This is a genomic window from Brachybacterium sillae (assembly GCF_025028335.1).
Taxonomy (GTDB): Bacteria; Actinomycetota; Actinomycetes; order Actinomycetales; family Dermabacteraceae; genus Brachybacterium; species Brachybacterium sillae.
On the sequence record NZ_JAFEUW010000001.1, the window covers coordinates 1,669,292 to 1,687,060 of the forward strand.

At 69.2% G+C, this 17,769-nt stretch carries 17 protein-coding genes and 1 pseudogene; 12 read left to right on the forward strand and 6 right to left on the reverse strand.

Annotated elements, in window-relative coordinates; translation table 11 throughout:
- Nucleotides 1-287 precede the first annotated feature (287 nt).
- Entirely contained in the window at nucleotides 288-1,700 is a 1,413-nt protein-coding gene (locus JSY14_RS07635) for an IS1380 family transposase (RefSeq protein WP_432803625.1), read from the reverse strand.
- 432 nt (nucleotides 1,701-2,132) lie between these two features.
- Here JSY14_RS07635 and JSY14_RS07640 point away from each other — a divergent pair, with 432 nt between their 5' ends.
- Together JSY14_RS07640 and JSY14_RS07645 are read left to right on the forward strand one after the other, a co-directional pair.
- Nucleotides 2,133-3,674 carry an IS1634 family transposase gene (locus JSY14_RS07640; protein WP_259558153.1) on the forward strand — a complete coding sequence of 514 codons (1,542 nt, stop codon included), beginning with the start codon at nucleotides 2,133-2,135 and terminating at the stop codon, nucleotides 3,672-3,674.
- Between the two features lie 392 nt (nucleotides 3,675-4,066).
- A protein-coding gene (locus JSY14_RS07645) for an IS5 family transposase (protein ID WP_259558161.1) occupies nucleotides 4,067-4,952 on the forward strand; the annotation gives its coding sequence in 2 pieces (ribosomal slippage) (nucleotides 4,067-4,414 and nucleotides 4,416-4,952; 885 coding nt in all).
- Nucleotides 4,953-4,961: 9 nt separating this feature from the next.
- On the opposite strand, the gene JSY14_RS07650 is transcribed toward JSY14_RS07645, so the two are convergent.
- Nucleotides 4,962-5,633: a transposase family protein gene (locus JSY14_RS07650; RefSeq protein WP_349773599.1), complete on the reverse strand. Its 672-nt coding sequence runs from the start codon at nucleotides 5,631-5,633 to the stop codon at nucleotides 4,962-4,964.
- 136 nt (nucleotides 5,634-5,769) lie between these two features.
- On the opposite strand from JSY14_RS07650, the gene JSY14_RS07655 reads away from it, so the two are divergent.
- On the forward strand, nucleotides 5,770-6,333 hold the full coding sequence (locus JSY14_RS07655) for a hypothetical protein (protein WP_259558163.1): 564 nt from the start codon (nucleotides 5,770-5,772) through the stop codon (nucleotides 6,331-6,333).
- Between the two features lie 77 nt (nucleotides 6,334-6,410).
- Here JSY14_RS07655 and JSY14_RS07660 read toward each other — a convergent pair whose 3' ends face one another.
- Together JSY14_RS07660 and JSY14_RS07665 are read right to left on the reverse strand one after the other, a co-directional pair.
- Nucleotides 6,411-6,605, reverse strand: a complete 195-nt coding sequence (locus JSY14_RS07660; protein ID WP_259558164.1) for a helix-turn-helix domain-containing protein — start codon at nucleotides 6,603-6,605, stop codon at nucleotides 6,411-6,413.
- A complete protein-coding gene (locus tag JSY14_RS07665) occupies nucleotides 6,515-7,264 on the reverse strand; it encodes a hypothetical protein (RefSeq protein WP_259558165.1) in 750 nt (249 codons plus the stop codon). The genes JSY14_RS07660 and JSY14_RS07665 overlap by 91 nt, the downstream gene beginning before the upstream one ends.
- Nucleotides 7,265-7,384: 120 nt before the next feature.
- On the opposite strand from JSY14_RS07665, the gene JSY14_RS07670 reads away from it, so the two are divergent.
- From JSY14_RS07670 to JSY14_RS07685, 4 genes are all read left to right on the forward strand, one after another.
- Nucleotides 7,385-7,702 (forward strand): transposase, encoded by a 318-nt coding sequence (locus JSY14_RS07670; protein ID WP_259558166.1) that lies wholly within the window; start codon nucleotides 7,385-7,387, stop codon nucleotides 7,700-7,702.
- A gap of 50 nt (nucleotides 7,703-7,752) precedes the next feature.
- A complete protein-coding gene (locus JSY14_RS07675; protein ID WP_259559629.1) occupies nucleotides 7,753-8,292 on the forward strand; it encodes an IS3 family transposase in 540 nt (179 codons plus the stop codon).
- Nucleotides 8,216-8,650, forward strand: coding sequence for an integrase core domain-containing protein (locus JSY14_RS07680; protein WP_259558167.1), 435 nt, complete (start codon nucleotides 8,216-8,218; stop codon nucleotides 8,648-8,650). The genes JSY14_RS07675 and JSY14_RS07680 overlap by 77 nt, the downstream gene beginning before the upstream one ends.
- Nucleotides 8,651-8,858: 208 nt before the next feature.
- A protein-coding gene (locus JSY14_RS07685) for an IS3 family transposase (protein ID WP_259558154.1) occupies nucleotides 8,859-10,165 on the forward strand; the annotation gives its coding sequence in 2 pieces (ribosomal slippage) (nucleotides 8,859-9,150 and nucleotides 9,150-10,165; 1,308 coding nt in all).
- A gap of 27 nt (nucleotides 10,166-10,192) precedes the next feature.
- Here JSY14_RS07685 and JSY14_RS07690 read toward each other — a convergent pair.
- Nucleotides 10,193-10,321: a hypothetical protein gene (locus JSY14_RS07690; RefSeq protein WP_259558168.1), complete on the reverse strand. Its 129-nt coding sequence runs from the start codon at nucleotides 10,319-10,321 to the stop codon at nucleotides 10,193-10,195.
- Nucleotides 10,322-10,461: 140 nt separating this feature from the next.
- Between JSY14_RS07690 and JSY14_RS07695 the strand changes: the two are divergent.
- From JSY14_RS07695 to JSY14_RS07715, 5 genes and pseudogenes are all read left to right on the forward strand, one after another.
- A pseudogene (locus JSY14_RS07695) lies at nucleotides 10,462-12,036 on the forward strand (protein adenylyltransferase SelO family protein); the annotation flags it as partial.
- Between the two features lie 152 nt (nucleotides 12,037-12,188).
- A complete protein-coding gene (locus JSY14_RS07700) occupies nucleotides 12,189-12,950 on the forward strand; it encodes an alpha/beta hydrolase (RefSeq protein WP_259558169.1) in 762 nt (253 codons plus the stop codon).
- 316 nt (nucleotides 12,951-13,266) lie between these two features.
- Entirely contained in the window at nucleotides 13,267-14,181 is a 915-nt protein-coding gene (locus JSY14_RS07705; protein ID WP_259558170.1) for a pyruvate, water dikinase regulatory protein, read from the forward strand.
- A 76-nt stretch (nucleotides 14,182-14,257) separates the two neighbouring features.
- A complete protein-coding gene (gene ppsA / locus JSY14_RS07710; RefSeq protein ID WP_259558171.1) occupies nucleotides 14,258-16,645 on the forward strand; it encodes a phosphoenolpyruvate synthase in 2,388 nt (795 codons plus the stop codon).
- A gap of 524 nt (nucleotides 16,646-17,169) precedes the next feature.
- Complete coding sequence (locus JSY14_RS07715; RefSeq protein ID WP_259558172.1) at nucleotides 17,170-17,376, forward strand: hypothetical protein; 207 nt, start codon at nucleotides 17,170-17,172, stop codon at nucleotides 17,374-17,376.
- A gap of 22 nt (nucleotides 17,377-17,398) precedes the next feature.
- Here JSY14_RS07715 and JSY14_RS07720 read toward each other — a convergent pair whose 3' ends face one another.
- The gene (locus tag JSY14_RS07720; protein ID WP_259558173.1) at nucleotides 17,399-17,758 is read right to left on the reverse strand and encodes a cupin domain-containing protein; all 360 of its coding nucleotides are present in this window, start codon (nucleotides 17,756-17,758) and stop codon (nucleotides 17,399-17,401) included.
- Nucleotides 17,759-17,769: the final 11 nt, after the last annotated feature.

A 17,769-nucleotide genomic window follows, 5' to 3' on the forward strand; every position in this document is an offset into this window, starting at 1 on the left:
GCTCCTTCCAGCGGATCAATACGAGTCTGAACAACCCGTATCATCCCAGGTCAGGAGCATCTTTCTCTATGTCGTCACCAGTCGAAACCACACCTCGATGAAATCTCGAGGCTAGCCTCGATGTTTCATCGGGCTGGTGAGCGGTCGCGTTCGGCGTCGTTGCCGGGGTTCAGCTGCTGATTGTGGCATTCGGGTATGACAGATCGTCGCAGTGTCCGTTGCGGGCGGTCGGGTTCCACTCCCGAGAAGAGATGCTGCTGGTCGGTGGGACGGGCGGCCTTGCCGGATCAGGTCTGCGCGACGGCAGTGCGGAGCCGGTTGACGCCAGTCAGGACGGTGCGGGCTTCGGGAGCGTGCTGGGCGAGGTGGAGGAGGTTGTGCCGGCTGCGGCGCACGAGGGTCGCGGGGATCTCGAACAACCGCGCGCGGAGCCGTTTGGGCTCCCACTTCCGTGCATCATGGCCGGTCAGCGCGACGGTCTGCATCCAGGCGACGAGCTCGCTGGCGAGCTGGACGATCTGGCACCAGAGCTGATTCTGCGCGAAGCCCTGCAGCGGGAACTTCATCAAGCCCAGGTCCTTGGCGTTACGGATCCGGTCCTCGCAGCGCGCCCGGCGACGGTGCCGCAGCTCCAAGACCGGGAGCTGGCCGCGCGGGGAGTTGGTCGCGAACGCGGTGATGCGCATCCCCTCGTGATCGGTGATCCGCAGCTGCGCCCCAGGATGAGGACGTTCCTTCCGCACGATCACCCGCATCCCGGGCGGCCAACCCTGAAGATCCAGCAGCCCGGTCAGCTCCGCCACCCATGCCCCCTCGCGGATCCCGTCGGTATCGGTGTCATAGGCCGGAGTCCACGCCTCCGCCTCATCGATACGTTCCAGCAGGTCAGGAGTGTTCGCAGGGAGAGTGAACCCCACTGAGTAGGCCAGACGCTGCCGCTGGAGCCAGGCCAGGAAGTCCTTGGTGCCGCCGGCTCCGTCGGTGCGGATCAGGATCTTCTTCGACCCCCGCCCGCCCCGGGCCAGCAGGCCCGCAGGCAGCTGCGCGAGAGCCTGCCGGGTGACGGTGATGTGATCAGCGGCGGTGTTCGAGCCGGCGTTGCCGGGGCGCAGGTGGATCGCCAGTGGTTCCCCGGTCCCTTCGCTGCCGTGGTCCAGGAACGCGCACAACGGGTGGTATCCGAAGCCGCGTTTGAACGTCGGTGCGGCCTGCTCCTTCTCGCTGTGGACGTTGATCAGGGTGGCGTCGAGGTCGACGACCAGCGGGTTCTTCGCACTGACCCCCACAGTCGGGGAATGGTCTCCGGCGAGGGTCCAGGCTCTTTCACGCGCGGCCCGGCGGGCTTGGGAGATCGCCTCGATCACGGTGGGCGCGTCCTGGGCGAGGGTGGTGAGCGTGCGGGAGATCGTCGGGGTCGAGGCGACATCACCGAACAGGCCCGGCTCGCAACGCAGCAGATCAGTATCCGAAGCATGCTCCCCGCCGATTGCGAGAGTGAGTGCGAGGTCCAGCAGGACCTTCGCCGCGTGGTGCTCGGCCAGCGGTTTCGTCCACGGAGCCAGTGCTTCCCGCAGCGAAGAGGCGAGGCCGGTGGCGTGGATCGTGTCGGTCAGCAGCACCGCGCCCGCATGCGAGAGGGCCGGGACCTCAGCGATGTCCACGCGCGGACGGGGGTAGAAGAACAAGGTAGGGTGGGACACCTGAAAGGTGCTCCTTCCAGCGGATCAATACGAGTCTGAACAACCCGTATCATCCCAGGCCAGGAGCACCTTTCGCCATTCATTCCGCCGGTCGAGACCACACCCCCGTGAAATCTCGAGGCTAGCGTTGACGGCAAAGCCCAGCCGCCAGGCACTCATCGCCGCCGTAACGCGGATTCTCGAGGTGGAAGGCCCCGCGACTGGATTCCGTCTGCATGAGGTCGTGTTGAGCGAGTTCTCCGACCGCCGAACGGCAAAGGAAGTGCCGCGCCTGCTCAACGCCGCCATCTCCTACGCCGCCTCGAGGCGGGACGTCCTGGCCTGAGTTGGACCTCTCGGGCCTGGTTTGAGAGATTTCAGTAGCGTTTCTGCTGGTCGTGGGGTTTCCAGGGTGGCTGGATGGGTCACTAATTGGGGGTAGGGTCGGGGGTTGTGAGCCCGTTTTTGAGGAAGGTGACCACGGCGTCTGGCGCGACTGCCGTGCAGGTGGTCGTTAAGGAGGGTCGGCGGAACAAGATCCTTGAGCACCTCGGGTCCGCGCATACCGAGGCTGAGCTCGCTGTTTTGATGAGGGCCGGCCGGGACAAGCTCAATGCTGGTCAGGAGACTCTCGACCTCGGCTTGGAGCAGGATCCCCAGGCAGCTGTGGTGCGGTCCATGCGGTCGCGCTTGCTGCTGGACGTGCTCCAGGCGACCTGGAGAGGGCTTGGTTTCGATGCGCTCGAGGACGAGGCGTTCTTCCAGCTCGTCGCCGCGCGTTTGATCTTCCCGACCTCGATGCTCGACTCCGCTCGCGTGCTGAGCGAGGTGGGGATCGATCCGGTGCATCGTTCAACGATGAAGCGCTGCCTGACCCGGATCCAGCAGTGCAAGTACCGCGACCAGATAGCGAAGAACTGCTTTGAACATGCCTCGACCAGCGGCGATATCTCTCTGGTGCTCTATGACGTCACCACGCTCTACTTCGAGGCCGAGCACGAGGACGAACTGCGGAAGGTCGGCTACTCGAAGGAGCGCCGAGTGGATCCGCAGATCGTGGTCGGGCTGCTGGTGGATCGGGGCGGGTTCCCGCTCGAGATCGGTTGCTTCGAGGGCAACAAGGCCGAGACCACGACGATCGTGCCGATCATCCAGCAGTTCCAGGCCCGCCACGGTCTGGCGGACATGGTCGTCGTCGCTGACGCCGGGATGCTCTCCACCGCGAACCTGACCGCCCTTAACGAAGCGGGACTGCGGTTCATCGTCGGGTCGCGGCAGGTCAAAGCCCCTGGTGACCTTGCACATCACTTCCACTGGAACGGTGACGCGTTCACCGACGGGCAGCTGATCGACACCATCACCCCACGTCACGGCAACACGAAAACCGACACGAAGCAGCACCGCTGGGAGCCGGTCTGGGACCCGACGGAGCATCCCGGGCACTGGCGGGCGGTCTGGGCGTTCTCGAAGAAACGCGCCATCCGGGATGGGCACACGCTGACCGCGCAGGAGAACCGAGCCCGCGCTGTGATCGACGGGGACGTGACCGTGAAGTCGACGCGGTTCGTGAAGACCACAGCGGCCGGTCGCAGCCTCGACGAAGCCTCCCTCAAGCGGGCACGGAGCCTCGTGGGGCTGAAGGGCTACGTCACCAACATCCCCGCGACGGTGATGTCCGCGGCGGAGGTGCTCTCCAGCTATCACGACCTGTGGCAGGTCGAGCAGTCCTTCCGGATGAGCAAGACGGACCTACAGGCCAGGCCCATGTTTCATCGGCAGCGGGACGCGATCGAAGCTCACCTCACGATCGTGTTCACCGCCCTGGCAATGGCCCGTCTCCTGCAGGCCCAGACGGGGTTCAGCATCCGCAAGATCATCCGGACCCTACGGCCGTTGCAGGACGTGACCATCACCCTGGCCGGCCAGGACATCACGGCCAAGGCCGAGCTCACCGACGATGCCCGCACCATCCTCAAGGCCCTCAAGATGACTTGACGCATGGGTCACTAAAGAGGTCCAACTCAGGCCTGGAGGACAACCCCCTCGCAGAACCGGGCGTTAAGCCACGCACCTACCGACTGTCAGCGCAGTCACCGGCGTTCCCGAGGAGGCTCGGACCTCGCCGGCTAGAACATGTCCCTCCTCGAGAGCTTGCGCAGGTGGTGCTCGATCGCGCCCGCGAACTCGGCTTCGACGACGAGGAGAAGTTGTTCGCGGACGTATGGCGCGTGATGGGAGGGACGGGGAGTGCGCCGCAGAAGGCGTCGTCCCGCCTGTCCGCGGTCATGCGACTCGTGCCTGCACGCGCCGAACCCACTTCCCGATGAGGCGGGTACTAGGGTGTGTTGTGAAAGGGTGTCCCGCCATCGGCGGGGCACCCTTTCGGTATGAGCGATCGAGATGTGATCACGGACGAGGTGTGGGCGCTGATCGGGCCGTGCTTCCCCGCGCCGAAGGCGACGGGTCGGCCGCCGATGGATCGGCGGCTGGTCGCGGAAGCGGTCGCGTGGAAGTTCCGGACCGGGTCGCCGTGGCGGGACGTGCCGGAACGGTTCGGGAACTGGAACACGATCTACCGCCACTTCGACCGGTGGGCCAAGACCGGCGTGTGGGCGTGCGCGCTCGAGCGCGCCCAGCAGGCCGCCGACGCGCAGGGCGAGCTGGACTGGGTGTGCTCGATCGACTCGACGATCGTGCGCGCCCACCAGCACGCCGCGACCCTTCCCCGCCATACAGGGGGGCCCATCGAACTACAAGAATCTCGGGCCTGAGCCGGGCGACCACGCGATCGGCCGCTCCCGAGGCGGCCTGACCTGCAAGATCCACGCCGTCTCGGACGGGAAGGGCCGCCTGCTCGCCTTCGTCCTCACCGGCTGCCAGGCCGCCGACACGAGCCTGCTCCCCGAGGTCCTGGACCAGATCCGGGTCCCCAGGCCAGGCCCTGGCCGGCCCCGCACCCGCCCGGATAGGGTCCTCGCGGACAAGGGGTATCCCTCCCGCGCGAACCGGGCCTGGCTCGCCGAGCGCGGCATCAAGGCCACCATCCCCGACCGGCAAGACCAGGCCGCGCACCGGCGCCGACGCGGCTCAGCCGGCGGACGCCCGCCCGCTTTCGACCCCGAGGTCTACCGTGGACGCAACGTGATCGAGCGGTGCTTCGCCAAGCTCAAGCAATGGCGCGGCATCGCGATGCGCACCTGCAAGACCGCCCGCAGCTACGCCGCGGCCATCTCGCTCGCCGCGACCCTCCACTGGCTGACCAGCAAAGTTTGACAACACGCCCTAGAGCAGCCGGGCAACGGGGTGGGACCTGCGGGTCAGGTCCACCATCCCGGCGAGCTCCTTCGGACCCCGAAGGCGCGGATCACGGTGATGCCACACTTGCTCGTCCACGCCCAGGACCTGCACGCCCTCGAATCGGGTGGGATCCTCTGCGGCCCGGGCCAGGACGGGTTGGACCTGGGACCAGAGCGTGTTCCAGGTCGTGCCGAGCTGGCGGGCGAGCCCCTGGATCGTGGCGCCCTCGCGGCGGAGCTGGCCGATCGCCCACCGGAGCGCGCGCATGGTCAGCAGGCCCCGCGGAGGGCAGACCACGGGATCCTGTTCGACGAATGTCACCACCGGGCAGGCCTCCTCGCGGCAGATCCAGCGGCGCTTGCGCCACCGAATCCGCACGGGCCGGTCCGCCCACGGAGCGTCGATCATCGAGGTCACGATCCGGCCGTGACCAGCGGCGATCACACCGCATCCCGGGCAGCCCGCGACCGGATCGCAGGACTCCACCTCAAGAAGGAACCCGGTTCGGGCGCGGTCCACAGAGATCAGGTGCAGTCCAGGGAGGCCGAGGAGGAGGTCGCATCGGTCACAGCGATCGAGCGCGTCAGGGCATACGCAACTATGGTCGTGCATCGTCGAGGTCCTTGGTGCGAGCAGAGGTAGAAGTCTGCTCATCATCCGGGACCTCGACGCCTACCACCAGCTACCCCGCACCACCGGCGCACCCACACTCAACTCTGAAGAGCCGTATGTGATGATCAACGGCATCCGTTTGGTAGGGTGCAACCCAACCGATTGCCTACAGGAGCACCTCGTGACCAGTCCCTCTGCCGTCTCCCGCCGAACCGTCGCCAAGGGCATCGCTTGGTCGGCCCCGACCGTCGCCCTGGCCGTCTCGGCCCCCGCGCTCGCCTCATCCCACAAGAAGGACTGCTACGTCTTCGACATGTGGTCGTCCAACGGCCGCCAGCCGATCAACAACCACCGCGACCAGATCAGCGGCACGGTTCGGTACTCGCCGAACAACCACCAGGACTGCATCGCGGACATGAACCAGCCCTACCCCTACGACATCAAGATCACGGTCACCCTTGACCCGTCGGTGTACACGGGGGCGTTCACGTACAGCGGCCCGGGCACCGCGACGGGGTCCGGCAACGTCGTGACCATCACCCTCCCCTTCGCGGGGCAGCGGCCGGGCTTCAGCAACCAGTGGAACCTCTACGCCAAGACCAAGACCAAGACCGGTGTCACCAAGGAGAAGGCGAAGTTCAAGGCTCACATCAAGGCGATCAGCTACCCCGAGGCGAAGTGGAAGATCATCGAGCCGCACAACAAGTGGATGACCAACCGCACGCCCAGCTCTTACGACTACTGACCAACTCACACCTCGGACCGGGGAGGTCCCCGGGGTAGTCACTCTCCTGACATGGAGAGCACAGAAGGGGTCGCCGATCAGGCGACCCCTTCGGCCGTGAGCAGCACGAGCAGCTCGGCCCTGACGACGGCGCCCTCAAGATCGTCGGCGAGCAGGTCACGTAACCGGTGCAGACGACCGCTCACGGTCTGCGGGTGAACCGTGAGGGCCTGGGCGATCCCCGGCCGGTTGCCCCACTGGAGCAACCACTGGCGGAGCGTCTCGACGAGCACCGCACGCTGGTCCTCGGCAGCCGGTCGAGCTCTCCGAAGTACTTGCGCCGCAGGGCCCGCACGGCGACCGGGTCGGCCACGCAGACGAGCTCGAGCAGGGAGTCGTCGACGAAGGTCGGCCCCGAGTGGGCGACGGCCCGAAGGGCGCTGAGCCGCTGCCCCATCGCGAGGGAGCCGGGAAACTCGGTGATCGGCACGGCAGGCCCGACGATGCAGTCGACGTCGGCCATGACCGGGCGAAGGGTGGTGGCCAGTTCGTCCGCAGCGACCGGCAGCCCGAGGACGGCCTCGGGGTCGAGGTGCTGGGGAGCGAGCAGGACCGCTCGGTGGACCTCCGCCTGGGCCAGGCGCGCAGCCATGCGGATGAAGTCGTAGAGTGCCTCGGCCTCGACCCCACCGCGGGCCGACTCCAGCCCGATCCGCTCGAAGATCCCACCGCTCGCCCCCAGCCGCTCCATGTCATCGGTCGCGACACAGACGAGGAACTCGCGGGTGGCCTCGATGACGTCGGCCGGCCACTTGTGGTCGATCGGTGGCGCCGGCAGGCCAATCTCCTCGGCCACCCGGTCCATGAGCACCGGGGCGAGCGCCGCCAGCCGATCCTCGTTGGCCTCGAGCAGGTGCCGCGCGATCTCATTGGTCGAACCATGCGGCGCCATGCCCGCCCCCTTTCCGGGTTGTCTCCGCAGAGCCGCACCGTCTCGGACTGCAGGATCTGTCATGTCGCGCGTCAGACTTAGTGGCAGGGCCGTTATGTAGGTCCTGAAGGAGAGTCAGACATGGGTAGACCACCCTCGATTCCGGCGGAGAAGAAGTCCCGGATAGTGCTGAGCGTGCTGGCCGGCGAGATGTCCATCGCCGAAGCGGCACGCAAGGAGAAAGTCAGTGAGCAGTCCATCGGACGGTGGAAGGCCGAGTTCCTGGAAGCCGGCAAGACCGCCCTGGTGGCCGGCAGGTCCGGACCATCCTCCCGAGAGGAACAGCTGGAGGCCGAGGTCGCCGAGCTGACCCAGGCCTTGGGCGAGGCACACCTGGAAGCCAGGGTGTGGAAGAAGTCCGCGGAGGGCCGGCTGGGCCCTTCGAGGACCTCGAGGTGATCCGCGTGGAAGCGGGCATGTCGACCGCGAGGTTCTGCCAGCTCTTCGACATGCCCGAGCGGACCTGGCGCCGCTGGCAGGCCAAGGCCCGCACCGGGACGGCGGTGAAGGGACCGTGGCCGCAACCGGCACGGCAGGCCGCCAGGGAACTGGTGGTCAAGCACGCGCTGGCCCATCCGGCGTGGGGGCATCGGAAGATCTGGGCAATGGTCCGCCACGACGGGCATGTGGTTTCCGAGGCGACCGTGCTGCGGATCCTGCGCGACGAGGGGCTGATTCTGCCCGCGCAGTACCAACGGGAGCGACGGAAGCTGGCCGAGCGGCGCAAGGCCGGGGTTCGCCACCGAGCCCTCAGGCCCGAACCAAGTCTGGCAGCTGGACTTCAGCGAGTTCGAGACCACCACCGGAGGGACCTGGCGGCTGGCCGGGTGCCGGGACTACTGGTCCAAGTACGAGCACCCCTTCCACGTTTCGCCCACCGGGAACCAGCACGACGCGATCGACGCGATCGAGTTGGCCCTGGCCGACTACGAGGCCATGTTCGGTCACCCGCTGGTCGAGGCCTGCCCGGTCGATCCCGAGACCGGTGAGCTGTTGCCCGTGGTGACCATCGTGACGGACAACGGCGGGCCGTTCCGGTCCTTCCGCTTCGAGTCCTTCATCGCCGCCCACCCCGAGCTACACCACGTGCGCACCCGAGTGAAGACCCCGGGGCAGAACGGGTCCCGTGAACGCGGCTTCGGCACGCTGAAGTACGAACGGCTCTACCTGGACGAGATTGACGACGCGATCGTGCTCGCCGAGCGGGCCGAGGACTACCGGATCGAGTACAACGAGCTCCGGCCCCACGAGGCCATCTCATGGAACCGGCCCAAGGAGGTGCACCTGGGCCTGACCGACCCCACCACCCCGACATTCAAAACCAAGGAAATCCTGCCAACTACTTGACGCGGGACAGGATCTTCACGCCCGCGGCGGGGTAGTCATGGTCGTGGGTCGGGGTGTCGCCGTGCATGGCATGCCCTTTCGGTGTCGGAAACCGAACACCTGTAGCTGTGCCGGTGTCGCGACGACGCCGTCCACGGCGCCGGTGGCGGGAGATGTCTGAATCGCCCGGGTCTGATGGAGGCTCTCATTCCACGGAAGGATGAGAGTCATGGCAGCACCGCGGAAGTACAGCGAGGAGTTGAGGGACCGCGCGACGCGGATGGCGATGGACGCGCGGAAGGACCCTGCGACGGCCACGGGAGCGATCAAGCGGATCGCCGATCAGCTTGGGATTCATCCCGAGGCGTTGCGGACCTGGGTCCGCCAGGCCGAGATCGATGGTGGGGTCCGGCCCGGCACGACGACGGATGACGCGACGCGGATCGCCCAGCTCGAGCGCGAGGTCCGCGAGCTGCGGCGGGCGAACGAGATCCTGAAGACGTCCGCGGCTTTTTTCGCGGCCGCGGAGCTCGACCGCAAGATCAAGTAGCCCGCGAAGTGCCGACCGAGGTGGTGGTCGAGTACATCGACACCCACCGCGATCGGGTCGTTGAGGGTCGCCGGCTCGGGGTCGAGCCGATCTGCGCCGTGCTCAAGGACGCCGGCGTGCAGATCGCCCCGAGCACCTACTACGCCGCGAAGAACCGTCTCCCGTCGGCGCGCGCCGTGCGGGACGCTGAGCTGATCGAGGAGATCAAGACCGTGCACACCGACAACCTGGGCGTCTACGGGGCTCGGAAGGTCCACGCCGAGCTGGTCCGCAAGGGCATCGCCGTGGCCCGGTGCACCGTTGAGCGGCTCATGCGCGCTCACGGGTTGCGCGGGATCGCGCGGGAGAAGACCCGCCGCACCACCCTGAGCGAGGGCGCCGAGACGCCACGGCCGGCCGACTTGGTCGAGCGGCGGTTCGTCGCCGAGGCACCGAACCAGCTGTGGGTGGCGGATCTGACCTACATCCGCACCTACTCCGGGTGGGTCTACGCCGCGTTCGTCCTGGACGTCTTCTCCCGGATGATCGTCGGCTGGCAAGTCTCGACCTCGCTGCGCACCGACCTGGCCCTGGACGCCCTGGACATGGGTCTGTGGGCCAGGCGCCGCGCCGGGCAGGACGTCACCGGTCTGGTCCACCACTCCGACAGGGGCGTGCAATACCGCGCGGTTCGCTACACCGAGCGGCTCGCCGAGGCCGAGGCTGTCGCCTCGGTGGGGTCCCGCGGCGATTCGTATGACAACGCGATGGCGGAGGCGCTGAACTCGCTGTTCAAGGCCGAGTGCGTGCGCAACCCGGTCATGCGTCAGGGCGGCTGGAAGTCCATCAGCGACGTCGAGATCGCCGTCGCTGAGTACGTCGACTGGTACAACCACCGGCGCCTGCACGGCGAGCTCGGCCACGTCCCGCCCGCCGAGTACGAGGCCACCTACTGGGCCACCCACTACCCTGACAACCGCGCCCTCATCGAGGCCGGAACCAACTAACCGAGCCTCCACCAAACCCGGGATGCTTCAGTCCCCCGGGCCAGGGCGCTTCACGGAGGGCATGAACAGCCAGGCCAGGCGCAGCTGTACTGCGCCGAAGCAGTGCACGGAGGCCAGGCCGACCTTGTGGTCGGCCTCGGGCAGAGCCTGCTCCATCAGCCCCCGCCCGACGCACCCCGCTACCCTCGCGGGATGGTCCCCGAGCCCCAGCCGACCGCGACCGCCCCCGATCTCCCCCGCTCGAGCGCACCCTCGCCGGCGCCCTCCCGGAGCTCGTCGTCCCCGCGCAGGGCCAGCAGTTCCCCGCACCCCGCCTGGTGGCCCTCAACGAACCTCTCGCCACCGAGCTCGGCCTCGACCCGGACCTCCTGCGCAGCCCCGAGGGTCTGCGCCTGCTCACCGGACGCGCCGGCGGCACCCTCGCTCTGCGCTATGCCGGCCACCAGTTCGGCACCCCCAACCCGCACATGGGCGACGGTCGCGCGCTGCTGCTGGGGGAGCTGCGCACCCCCGACGGCCGCCTCGTCGATCTGCAGACGAAGGGCACCGGCCTCACCCCGCTGTCCCGCCCCGGCTCCGACGGCCGGGCGCCGCTGACGGCGATGCTCCGGGAGCTCGTGATTGGCGAGACCCTGCAGGCGCTCGGCGTGCCCGCAACCCGCACCCTCGCCGTCCTCGCCACCGGCGAGGGCATCCGTCGGCGCGGGCCGGTGCCGGAGCCCGGGGGTATCCAGGTGCGGGTGGCCGCGAGCCACCTGCGCTTCGGCACCGTGCAGTACGCGGCGTGGCACCACGGCCCGGACCTGACCGCTCGCCTCGCCGCCTACGCGGTGCAGCGGCACGGGCTGGGGGAGGTCGCAGCGGGCGGCCCGAGCGGTGACCTGGGCGGCACTGCGAACGCTGACGGGGGTGACTCCGCGTCCGATGCGCTCCTGCTGTTGCGTCACGCCTCCCGCGCGCACGCGCACCTCGTCGCGCAGTGGATGCTTCTCGGTTTCGTGCACGGCGTGATGAACACCGACAACATGACCCTCTCCGGGGAGGCCATCGACTTCGGGCCCTGCGCCTTCCTCGACCGCCACGATCCGCTCGCGGTGTTCAGTTCGATCGACACCGGTGGCCGCTACGCCTATGGCCGCCAGCCCGGTGTCGCGCAGTGGAACCTGGCACGGCTGGCGGAGGCCCTGCTGCCGGTGCTCCATCCGTCGGCCGACCGGGCCCTGGAGCTCGCACGCGCGGAGCTCGACGCCTTCCCGGACCACTACCGCGACGCCTGGACCTCCACCGCAGCCCGCCACCTGGGCCTGCCGCTCGGCCCCGGGGGAGTGCCGGAGGAGCAGGCCCGGGACCTCGCCGCCGATGCGCTCGACCTCATGGCCGCACAGCGCCTCGACCACACCGCGACGCTGCGGGCGCTCGCCGAAGGACGCATGCCGGGAGCCGCAGGCGCGGCCGATTCGGAGGCTCCCGACGTCCTCGGGGTCCCGGCCGCAGCTGCAGCGGCCGATGCCACCGCGTGGGCCGCCTGGCAACAGCGCCGCAGCGCCCTGGAATCCGCCGCCGACCCCCAGCGTGTGCAGGAGGCCCACGAAACCGCGCGCCGCACCGCGCCCGTGGTGATCCCCCGGAACCTGGTGCTGGAGTCCGCGCTGCGGGCCGCCCAGCTGGGAGACCTCGGCCCCGTGGAGGAGATCGTGCAGGCCGTGCGGGAGCCGACCACCCCGGTGACCCGCTCCGGCCCCGATCGCGAGGGGAGTGCCGACCCGGCGGCCGGCGGTGCCCCCGCGGAGGAGCAGGGCCCCGGCCTGCGGGCGCAGCTCGCGGCCCCCGGCCCCGACGATGCGGGGTTCATGACCTTCTGCGGCACCTGACCCGCGGGGCCCGCACCCGGCCGCGACACGCCGCGCCGATGCACCCGGTCGGCCCCTCCCGCGTGCCTACGATCAGGGCCGGACGTGCCGCACCTCGACGCACACCCACGGCGCACCCCGGTTCCCCGACCGTCACGCCCTAGGGTCGAGGCATGAGCACCTCCGAGCATCCCACCCCCGCGTCCCCGCGGGCGTCGTCGGTCACGCGCCTCGGCAGCGAGATCGACGACGCCGCCGTCGTGCGCTCCGCCCCCGCGGAGGACCCCCGCCCGCTGGTGCTTCTGCTGCACGGGCTCGGCAGCCACGAGGGCGACCTCGCCGGCCTCACCCCATACCTCCCCGCCCACTACGGCTATGCCTCCCTGCGCGGGGTCCTCGCCTACGGCCCCGGCTTCGCCTGGCTGGATGAGAACCTCGCCGACGCCGGTCTGCTCGCCGATTCCGCGGCCGCCGTGGAGCGGTGGATCGCCGCCCAGTCGCAGCGCGTGGTCGGGGCCATCGGCTTCTCCCAGGGGGCGATGCTGGCGCTCGAGCTGCTGCGCCGCAACCCCCATGCCCTGGAATGGGTGGTGCAGCTCAGCGGCGGCCCGCTGCTGCCGGGCCTCGCCGTCGGGCCGCTGCTGGAGCGGGCCGACGGGTCGGCGTCGGACGGGTCGGCGACGGACGGATCCGCCGCCGACGCGCTCTCCACCGACCCCCGCGATGCCGAGCTCGCCCGCGCCCAGGTGCCCGCCCTGTGGGGCCACGGTGGTCGCGACCCCTGGTTCCCGCCCGAGCGTGAGCAGCTGGTGCGGGAATGGATGCAGGCTCACCTGCGCACCCGCGAAGTCCGTCGGCCGCTGATGGGACACGGCATCGACGAGGTCGTGCTCGATGCCGTCGCCGGATTCCTGCGCGAGAACCTCGACGACTGAGCCGCGGGGAGGCGTCCGTCGGCGGCGCAGTCGAGCCGTCGTCCCCGGCCGGGGGTATCCTCGGCCCTCGGCCGCTCGGTGATCCCTCCACTCGCGCCAGGAGCGCCGCCGGACCGGTCACATCCACGCGCACCGCTGTGCGCAGATCTGCCCGCCCGCACCCCGTTCCGGGCAGGCCTGAGCACCGCAACGTCGATCGCCCGGAATGATGGACGCCCGGGGACCTCCCGTCCAGGCGGATGTCGGACCCGCCGAGTAGCGTTGTCCCCGACACGATGGAGTGCTGCGCGGCCGCTCGCGCAGGGAGGAGGACCCGATGACGGATCCTGCACGGGGGACCGGTGATGCTCCGGCGACCGATGCCGCGGCGACCGCCCCCCAGGCTCGGGGTGCGTCGGACGACCGGGCTGATCGCGCCCAGGACGCGGTGCCCGTCTACTTCCTGTCGGACTCCACCGGCATCAGTGCCGAGACCATGGGCAACGCCCTGCTGCTGCAGTTCCCCGACATCGCCTTCGAACGGCACCTGATCCCGTTCATCACCACCCTCGAGGAGGCCCGCCGGGTCGTCACCCTGCTGGACCGCGCCATGGACGGGCCGGTGCAGCCGGTGGTGTTCATGACCGCCGTCGACGAGTCCGTGCGCACGCTGCTGCAGACCTCCCGGGCCCCGATCATCGACTTCGTCGGCTCCCACCTGCAGCAGATGGAACAGCAGCTGGGCCGCGCCGGCGACCACGCCCCCGCCCGTCTGCACGGCGTCGGCAACTCCCGCCGCTACAACCAGCGCATGGCCGCGGTCGAGTTCGCCATCGAACACGACGACGGCCAGTCCCTGCGCGCCCTGGAGAAGGCCGACATCATCCTCATCGCCCCGTCCCGCTGCGGTAAGACGCCGACCAGCATGTACCTGGCGCTGCAGCACGGCGTGTTCGTCGCGAACTATCCCCTGGTCGATGAGGACTTCGACAGCCCCGACCTGCCCCGCCCGCTGCGCGGCATGGAGAAGCGCTGCTTCGGTCTGCTCACCTCCCCGCAGCGCCTCAGCGAGGTGCGCAACGAGCGCCGTCCCGGGTCGCGCTACGCGTCGCTGCAGCAGACCACGTGGGAGCTGAACCGGGCACGGGCGCTGTACCAGGCGCACAACGTCCCCTTCGTCGACTCCTCCAGCAAGTCGGTGGAGGAGATGGCCACGATCATCCTGCAGGCCATGCCCCTGCCGCCGCGCTGAACGCGGCACCCCAGACCTCTCGCCCGTCACTCCCTCATCTCGGCCCCGCGCCGAACCGCTTCCGGAAGGACCCGTCATGACCGACAACATCCGCTGGTACTCCGAGCTCGGCATGTCCGACCTCGAGCAGGTGGGCGGCAAGAACGCCTCCCTCGGTGAGCTCATCGGCAACCTCGCGCAGCTCGGCGTGAGCGTGCCCGACGGCTTCGCCACCACCGCCGACGCCTACCGCCGCTTCCTCGGGGATACGGGCCTCGCGGAGCGCATCGACGAGCGCCTGCGCGACCTCGACACCGACGACACCGTCGCGCTCGCCGCCGCCGGCAAGGAGATCCGCGACCTCGTCGTCGGCCAGCCGTTCCCGGCCGACCTCGAACAGGACATCCGCGCCGCCTACGAGCAGCTCGCCGCCGGGTCCGGCGAGGAGGCCTCCTTCGCGGTGCGCTCCTCCGCCACCGCCGAGGACCTGCCCGACGCCTCCTTCGCCGGCCAGCAGGAGACCTTCCTCAACGTGCGCGGCATCGACGCCGTGCTGCACGCCGTGCGTGAGGTCTTCGCCTCCCTCTACAACGACCGCGCGATCGCCTACCGCGTCCACCACTCCTTCGACCACGGCGCCGTGGCGCTGTCAGCCGGGGTGCAGAAGATGGTGCGCTCCGACATCGGCGCCTCCGGCGTCATGTTCACCGTCGACACCGAATCCGGGTTCGACAAGGCCGTGTTCATCACCAGCGCCTACGGCCTCGGTGAGGGCGTGGTGCAGGGCGCCGTGAACCCCGACGAGTTCTACGTCTACAAGCCCGCCCTGGAAGAGGGCCGCCCCTCGATCCTGCGCCGCTCCGTCGGCGCCAAGGCCACCAAGATGGTCTACACCGAGGACCGCACCGTCGGCCGCACCACCGAGTTCGTCGACGTCGACCCCGCCGAGCAGGTGAAGCTGTCGATCACCGACGAGCAGGTCGAGGCCCTCGCCCGCCAGGCCCTCACCATCGAGAAGCACTACGGCCGCCCGATGGACATCGAGTGGGGCCTCGACGGCGCCGACGGCCAGGTGTACATCCTCCAGGCCCGCCCGGAGACCGTGCAGTCCCGCCGCGGCGGCGCCGTGGAGAAGTTCCGCCTGGAGGAGAAGGGCGAGGTGCTCATCGAGGGCCGCGCCATCGGCCAGAAGATCGGCGCCGGCACCGTGCGCGTGCTGACCTCGCTCGACCAGATGCACGAGTTCCAGGCCGGGGACGTGCTGGTGGCCGACACCACCGACCCCGACTGGGAGCCGATCATGAAGCGCGCCGCGGCGATCGTCACCAACCGTGGTGGCCGCACCAGCCACGCCGCGATCATCTCCCGCGAGCTCGGCATCCCCGCGGTGGTCGGCACCGGCGTGGCCACCAAGGAGCTCACCGAGGGCCAGGAGGTCACCGTCTCCTGCGCCGAGGGCGACACCGGCTACGTGTACTCCGGGAAGCTCGACTTCACCGTGAGCTCCACCGAGGTGGACTCCATGCCCGAGATCCCCGTGAAGATCATGATGAACGTGGGCAACCCGGAGCAGGCCTTCGCCTTCTCCCGCACCCCCAACAGCGGTGTCGGCCTGGCCCGTCTCGAGTTCATCATCAACCGGCAGATCGGCATCCACCCCAAGGCGCTGCTGGAGCTCGACCAGGTAGAGCAGACGGACCCGCAGCTGGCCGAGCAGATCCGCGGCATGATCTCCGCCTACGCCTCCCCGCGCGAGTACTTCGTGCGGCGCGTCGCCGAGGGCGTGGCCACCATCGCCGCGGCCTTCGCGCCGAACCCGGTGATCGTGCGCATGAGCGACTTCAAGTCCAACGAGTACGCGAACCTCATCGCCGGCCCGATGTACGAGCCGGAGGAGGAGAACCCGATGCTCGGCTACCGCGGCGCCTCGCGGTACCTCTCGGCTGACTTCGCCGAGTGCTTCGCCATGGAGTGCGAGGCCCTGAAGTACGTGCGCGACGAGATGGGCCTGACGAACATCAAGATCATGATCCCGTTCGTGCGCACCGCCGCCGAGGCGAAGGGCGTGATCGAGCTGCTGGCCCAGCACGGCCTGCGCCGCGGTGAGAACGACCTGCAGGTCGTGATGATGTGCGAGCTGCCCTCGAACGCCGCCACCCCGGAGCTGTTCCTGGAGCACTTCGACGGCTTCTCCATCGGCTCCAACGACATGACCCAGCTGACCCTGGGCCTGGACCGCGACTCCTCCCTGGTGGCGGACCGCTTCGACGAGCGCGACCCCGCGGTGCAGTTCATGCTCACCCGCGCCATCGAGGCCTGCCGCAGCGCCGGCAAGTACGTCGGCATCTGCGGCCAGGGTCCCTCGGACCACCCGGACCTCGCCGAGTGGCTGGTGGAGCAGGGCATCGAAAGCATGTCGCTGAACCCCGACACCGTGGTGGACACCTGGCTGCGGATCGCCAAGAAGGACGGCGCGAGCGCCTGACGGGTGTGAACGCCTGAACCACGACCGGAGCGGCCCGCCCGATGCACTGCATCGGGCGGGCCATCCGGTGTTCCGACCGGCATCCGGATGCGCGGCGTCGGCCCACTTCTCGAAGATCGCCACGTGGCCGAAGTCCTTCCCGTTGTCCCACTTGGGGATCAGCAGGATGTCGCCTGGCTTCAGCTGCGACTTCGTGATGGGGGTGACGACGCCGTAACCCTGAGAGGGGTGCAGCGTCGAGGTGCTGTGGGACATGCTCAGGCCCCACGCCAGCGACACCAGGTCGGAGCAATCCGTGCGCCAGGTGCGGGAGATCGGTCGATCTGCCCCCTGGGGTTCGCTCTCGCCGCGGGGGTCGCCATGCTCAGCCTGGAGCTGACGGTGGCGTGCGTGGGCGTGGCCCGCTCGCCTCTGTTACAGCTGCGGGCGCTGATGGAGGACGGCCCGCTGCAGTTTCTGGGCATGCTTGCGGTCATCGCCGGTGCGATGTTGGGTTCGGATGGTCGCTGTGGTTCATCGCCCTGGTGGCCGATTCCCCGGACTGGTCCTCCTACTCTACGGCGTCGCACTCCCTGCTGGCGCTCGGGCAGTCGGGACCCTGGATCATGCTGGCCGGGATCGGCCTGCTGGTGCTGGTGGCAGTGGTAGGGGCCATGCTCGAGGTGCGCGACCGTCGGCTCCGGGATCGGATAGTGCAGCGCTGGCCCGTGGGACCGGCCCCCCGGGCGTGATCCGGCGGTACCGCCGGGTGCCTCACAGCTCGGGGTCCACCACCGGTATTTGGCCGGTGTGGCTGGTCCGGCCAGGGATGCTGGTGACGGTGGTCAGAAGGAACACGGTGTCCTCCAGCGCCTCCACCGCGTGGCGCTGATGGGTGAGGGCCTCCACGTGACCCTCCTGGATCACCACCTCGTCCTCGCCGGAGACCTGGAGCACCCCGCGGATCACCTGGATCGACGCCGCAGGCGGGGAGTTGTGCTCGGCCAGGCGCACGCCCTTCTTCAGGGCGATGACCGTCTGCCGCAGCGGGCCGTCGTTCACGAGGATCTCGGCGTGGCGGCCGTTGGGGGCCGCGAGGGCCTTGTCGATCGCGAGGCTGATGGTGTCGGACATGGCGGAAATGA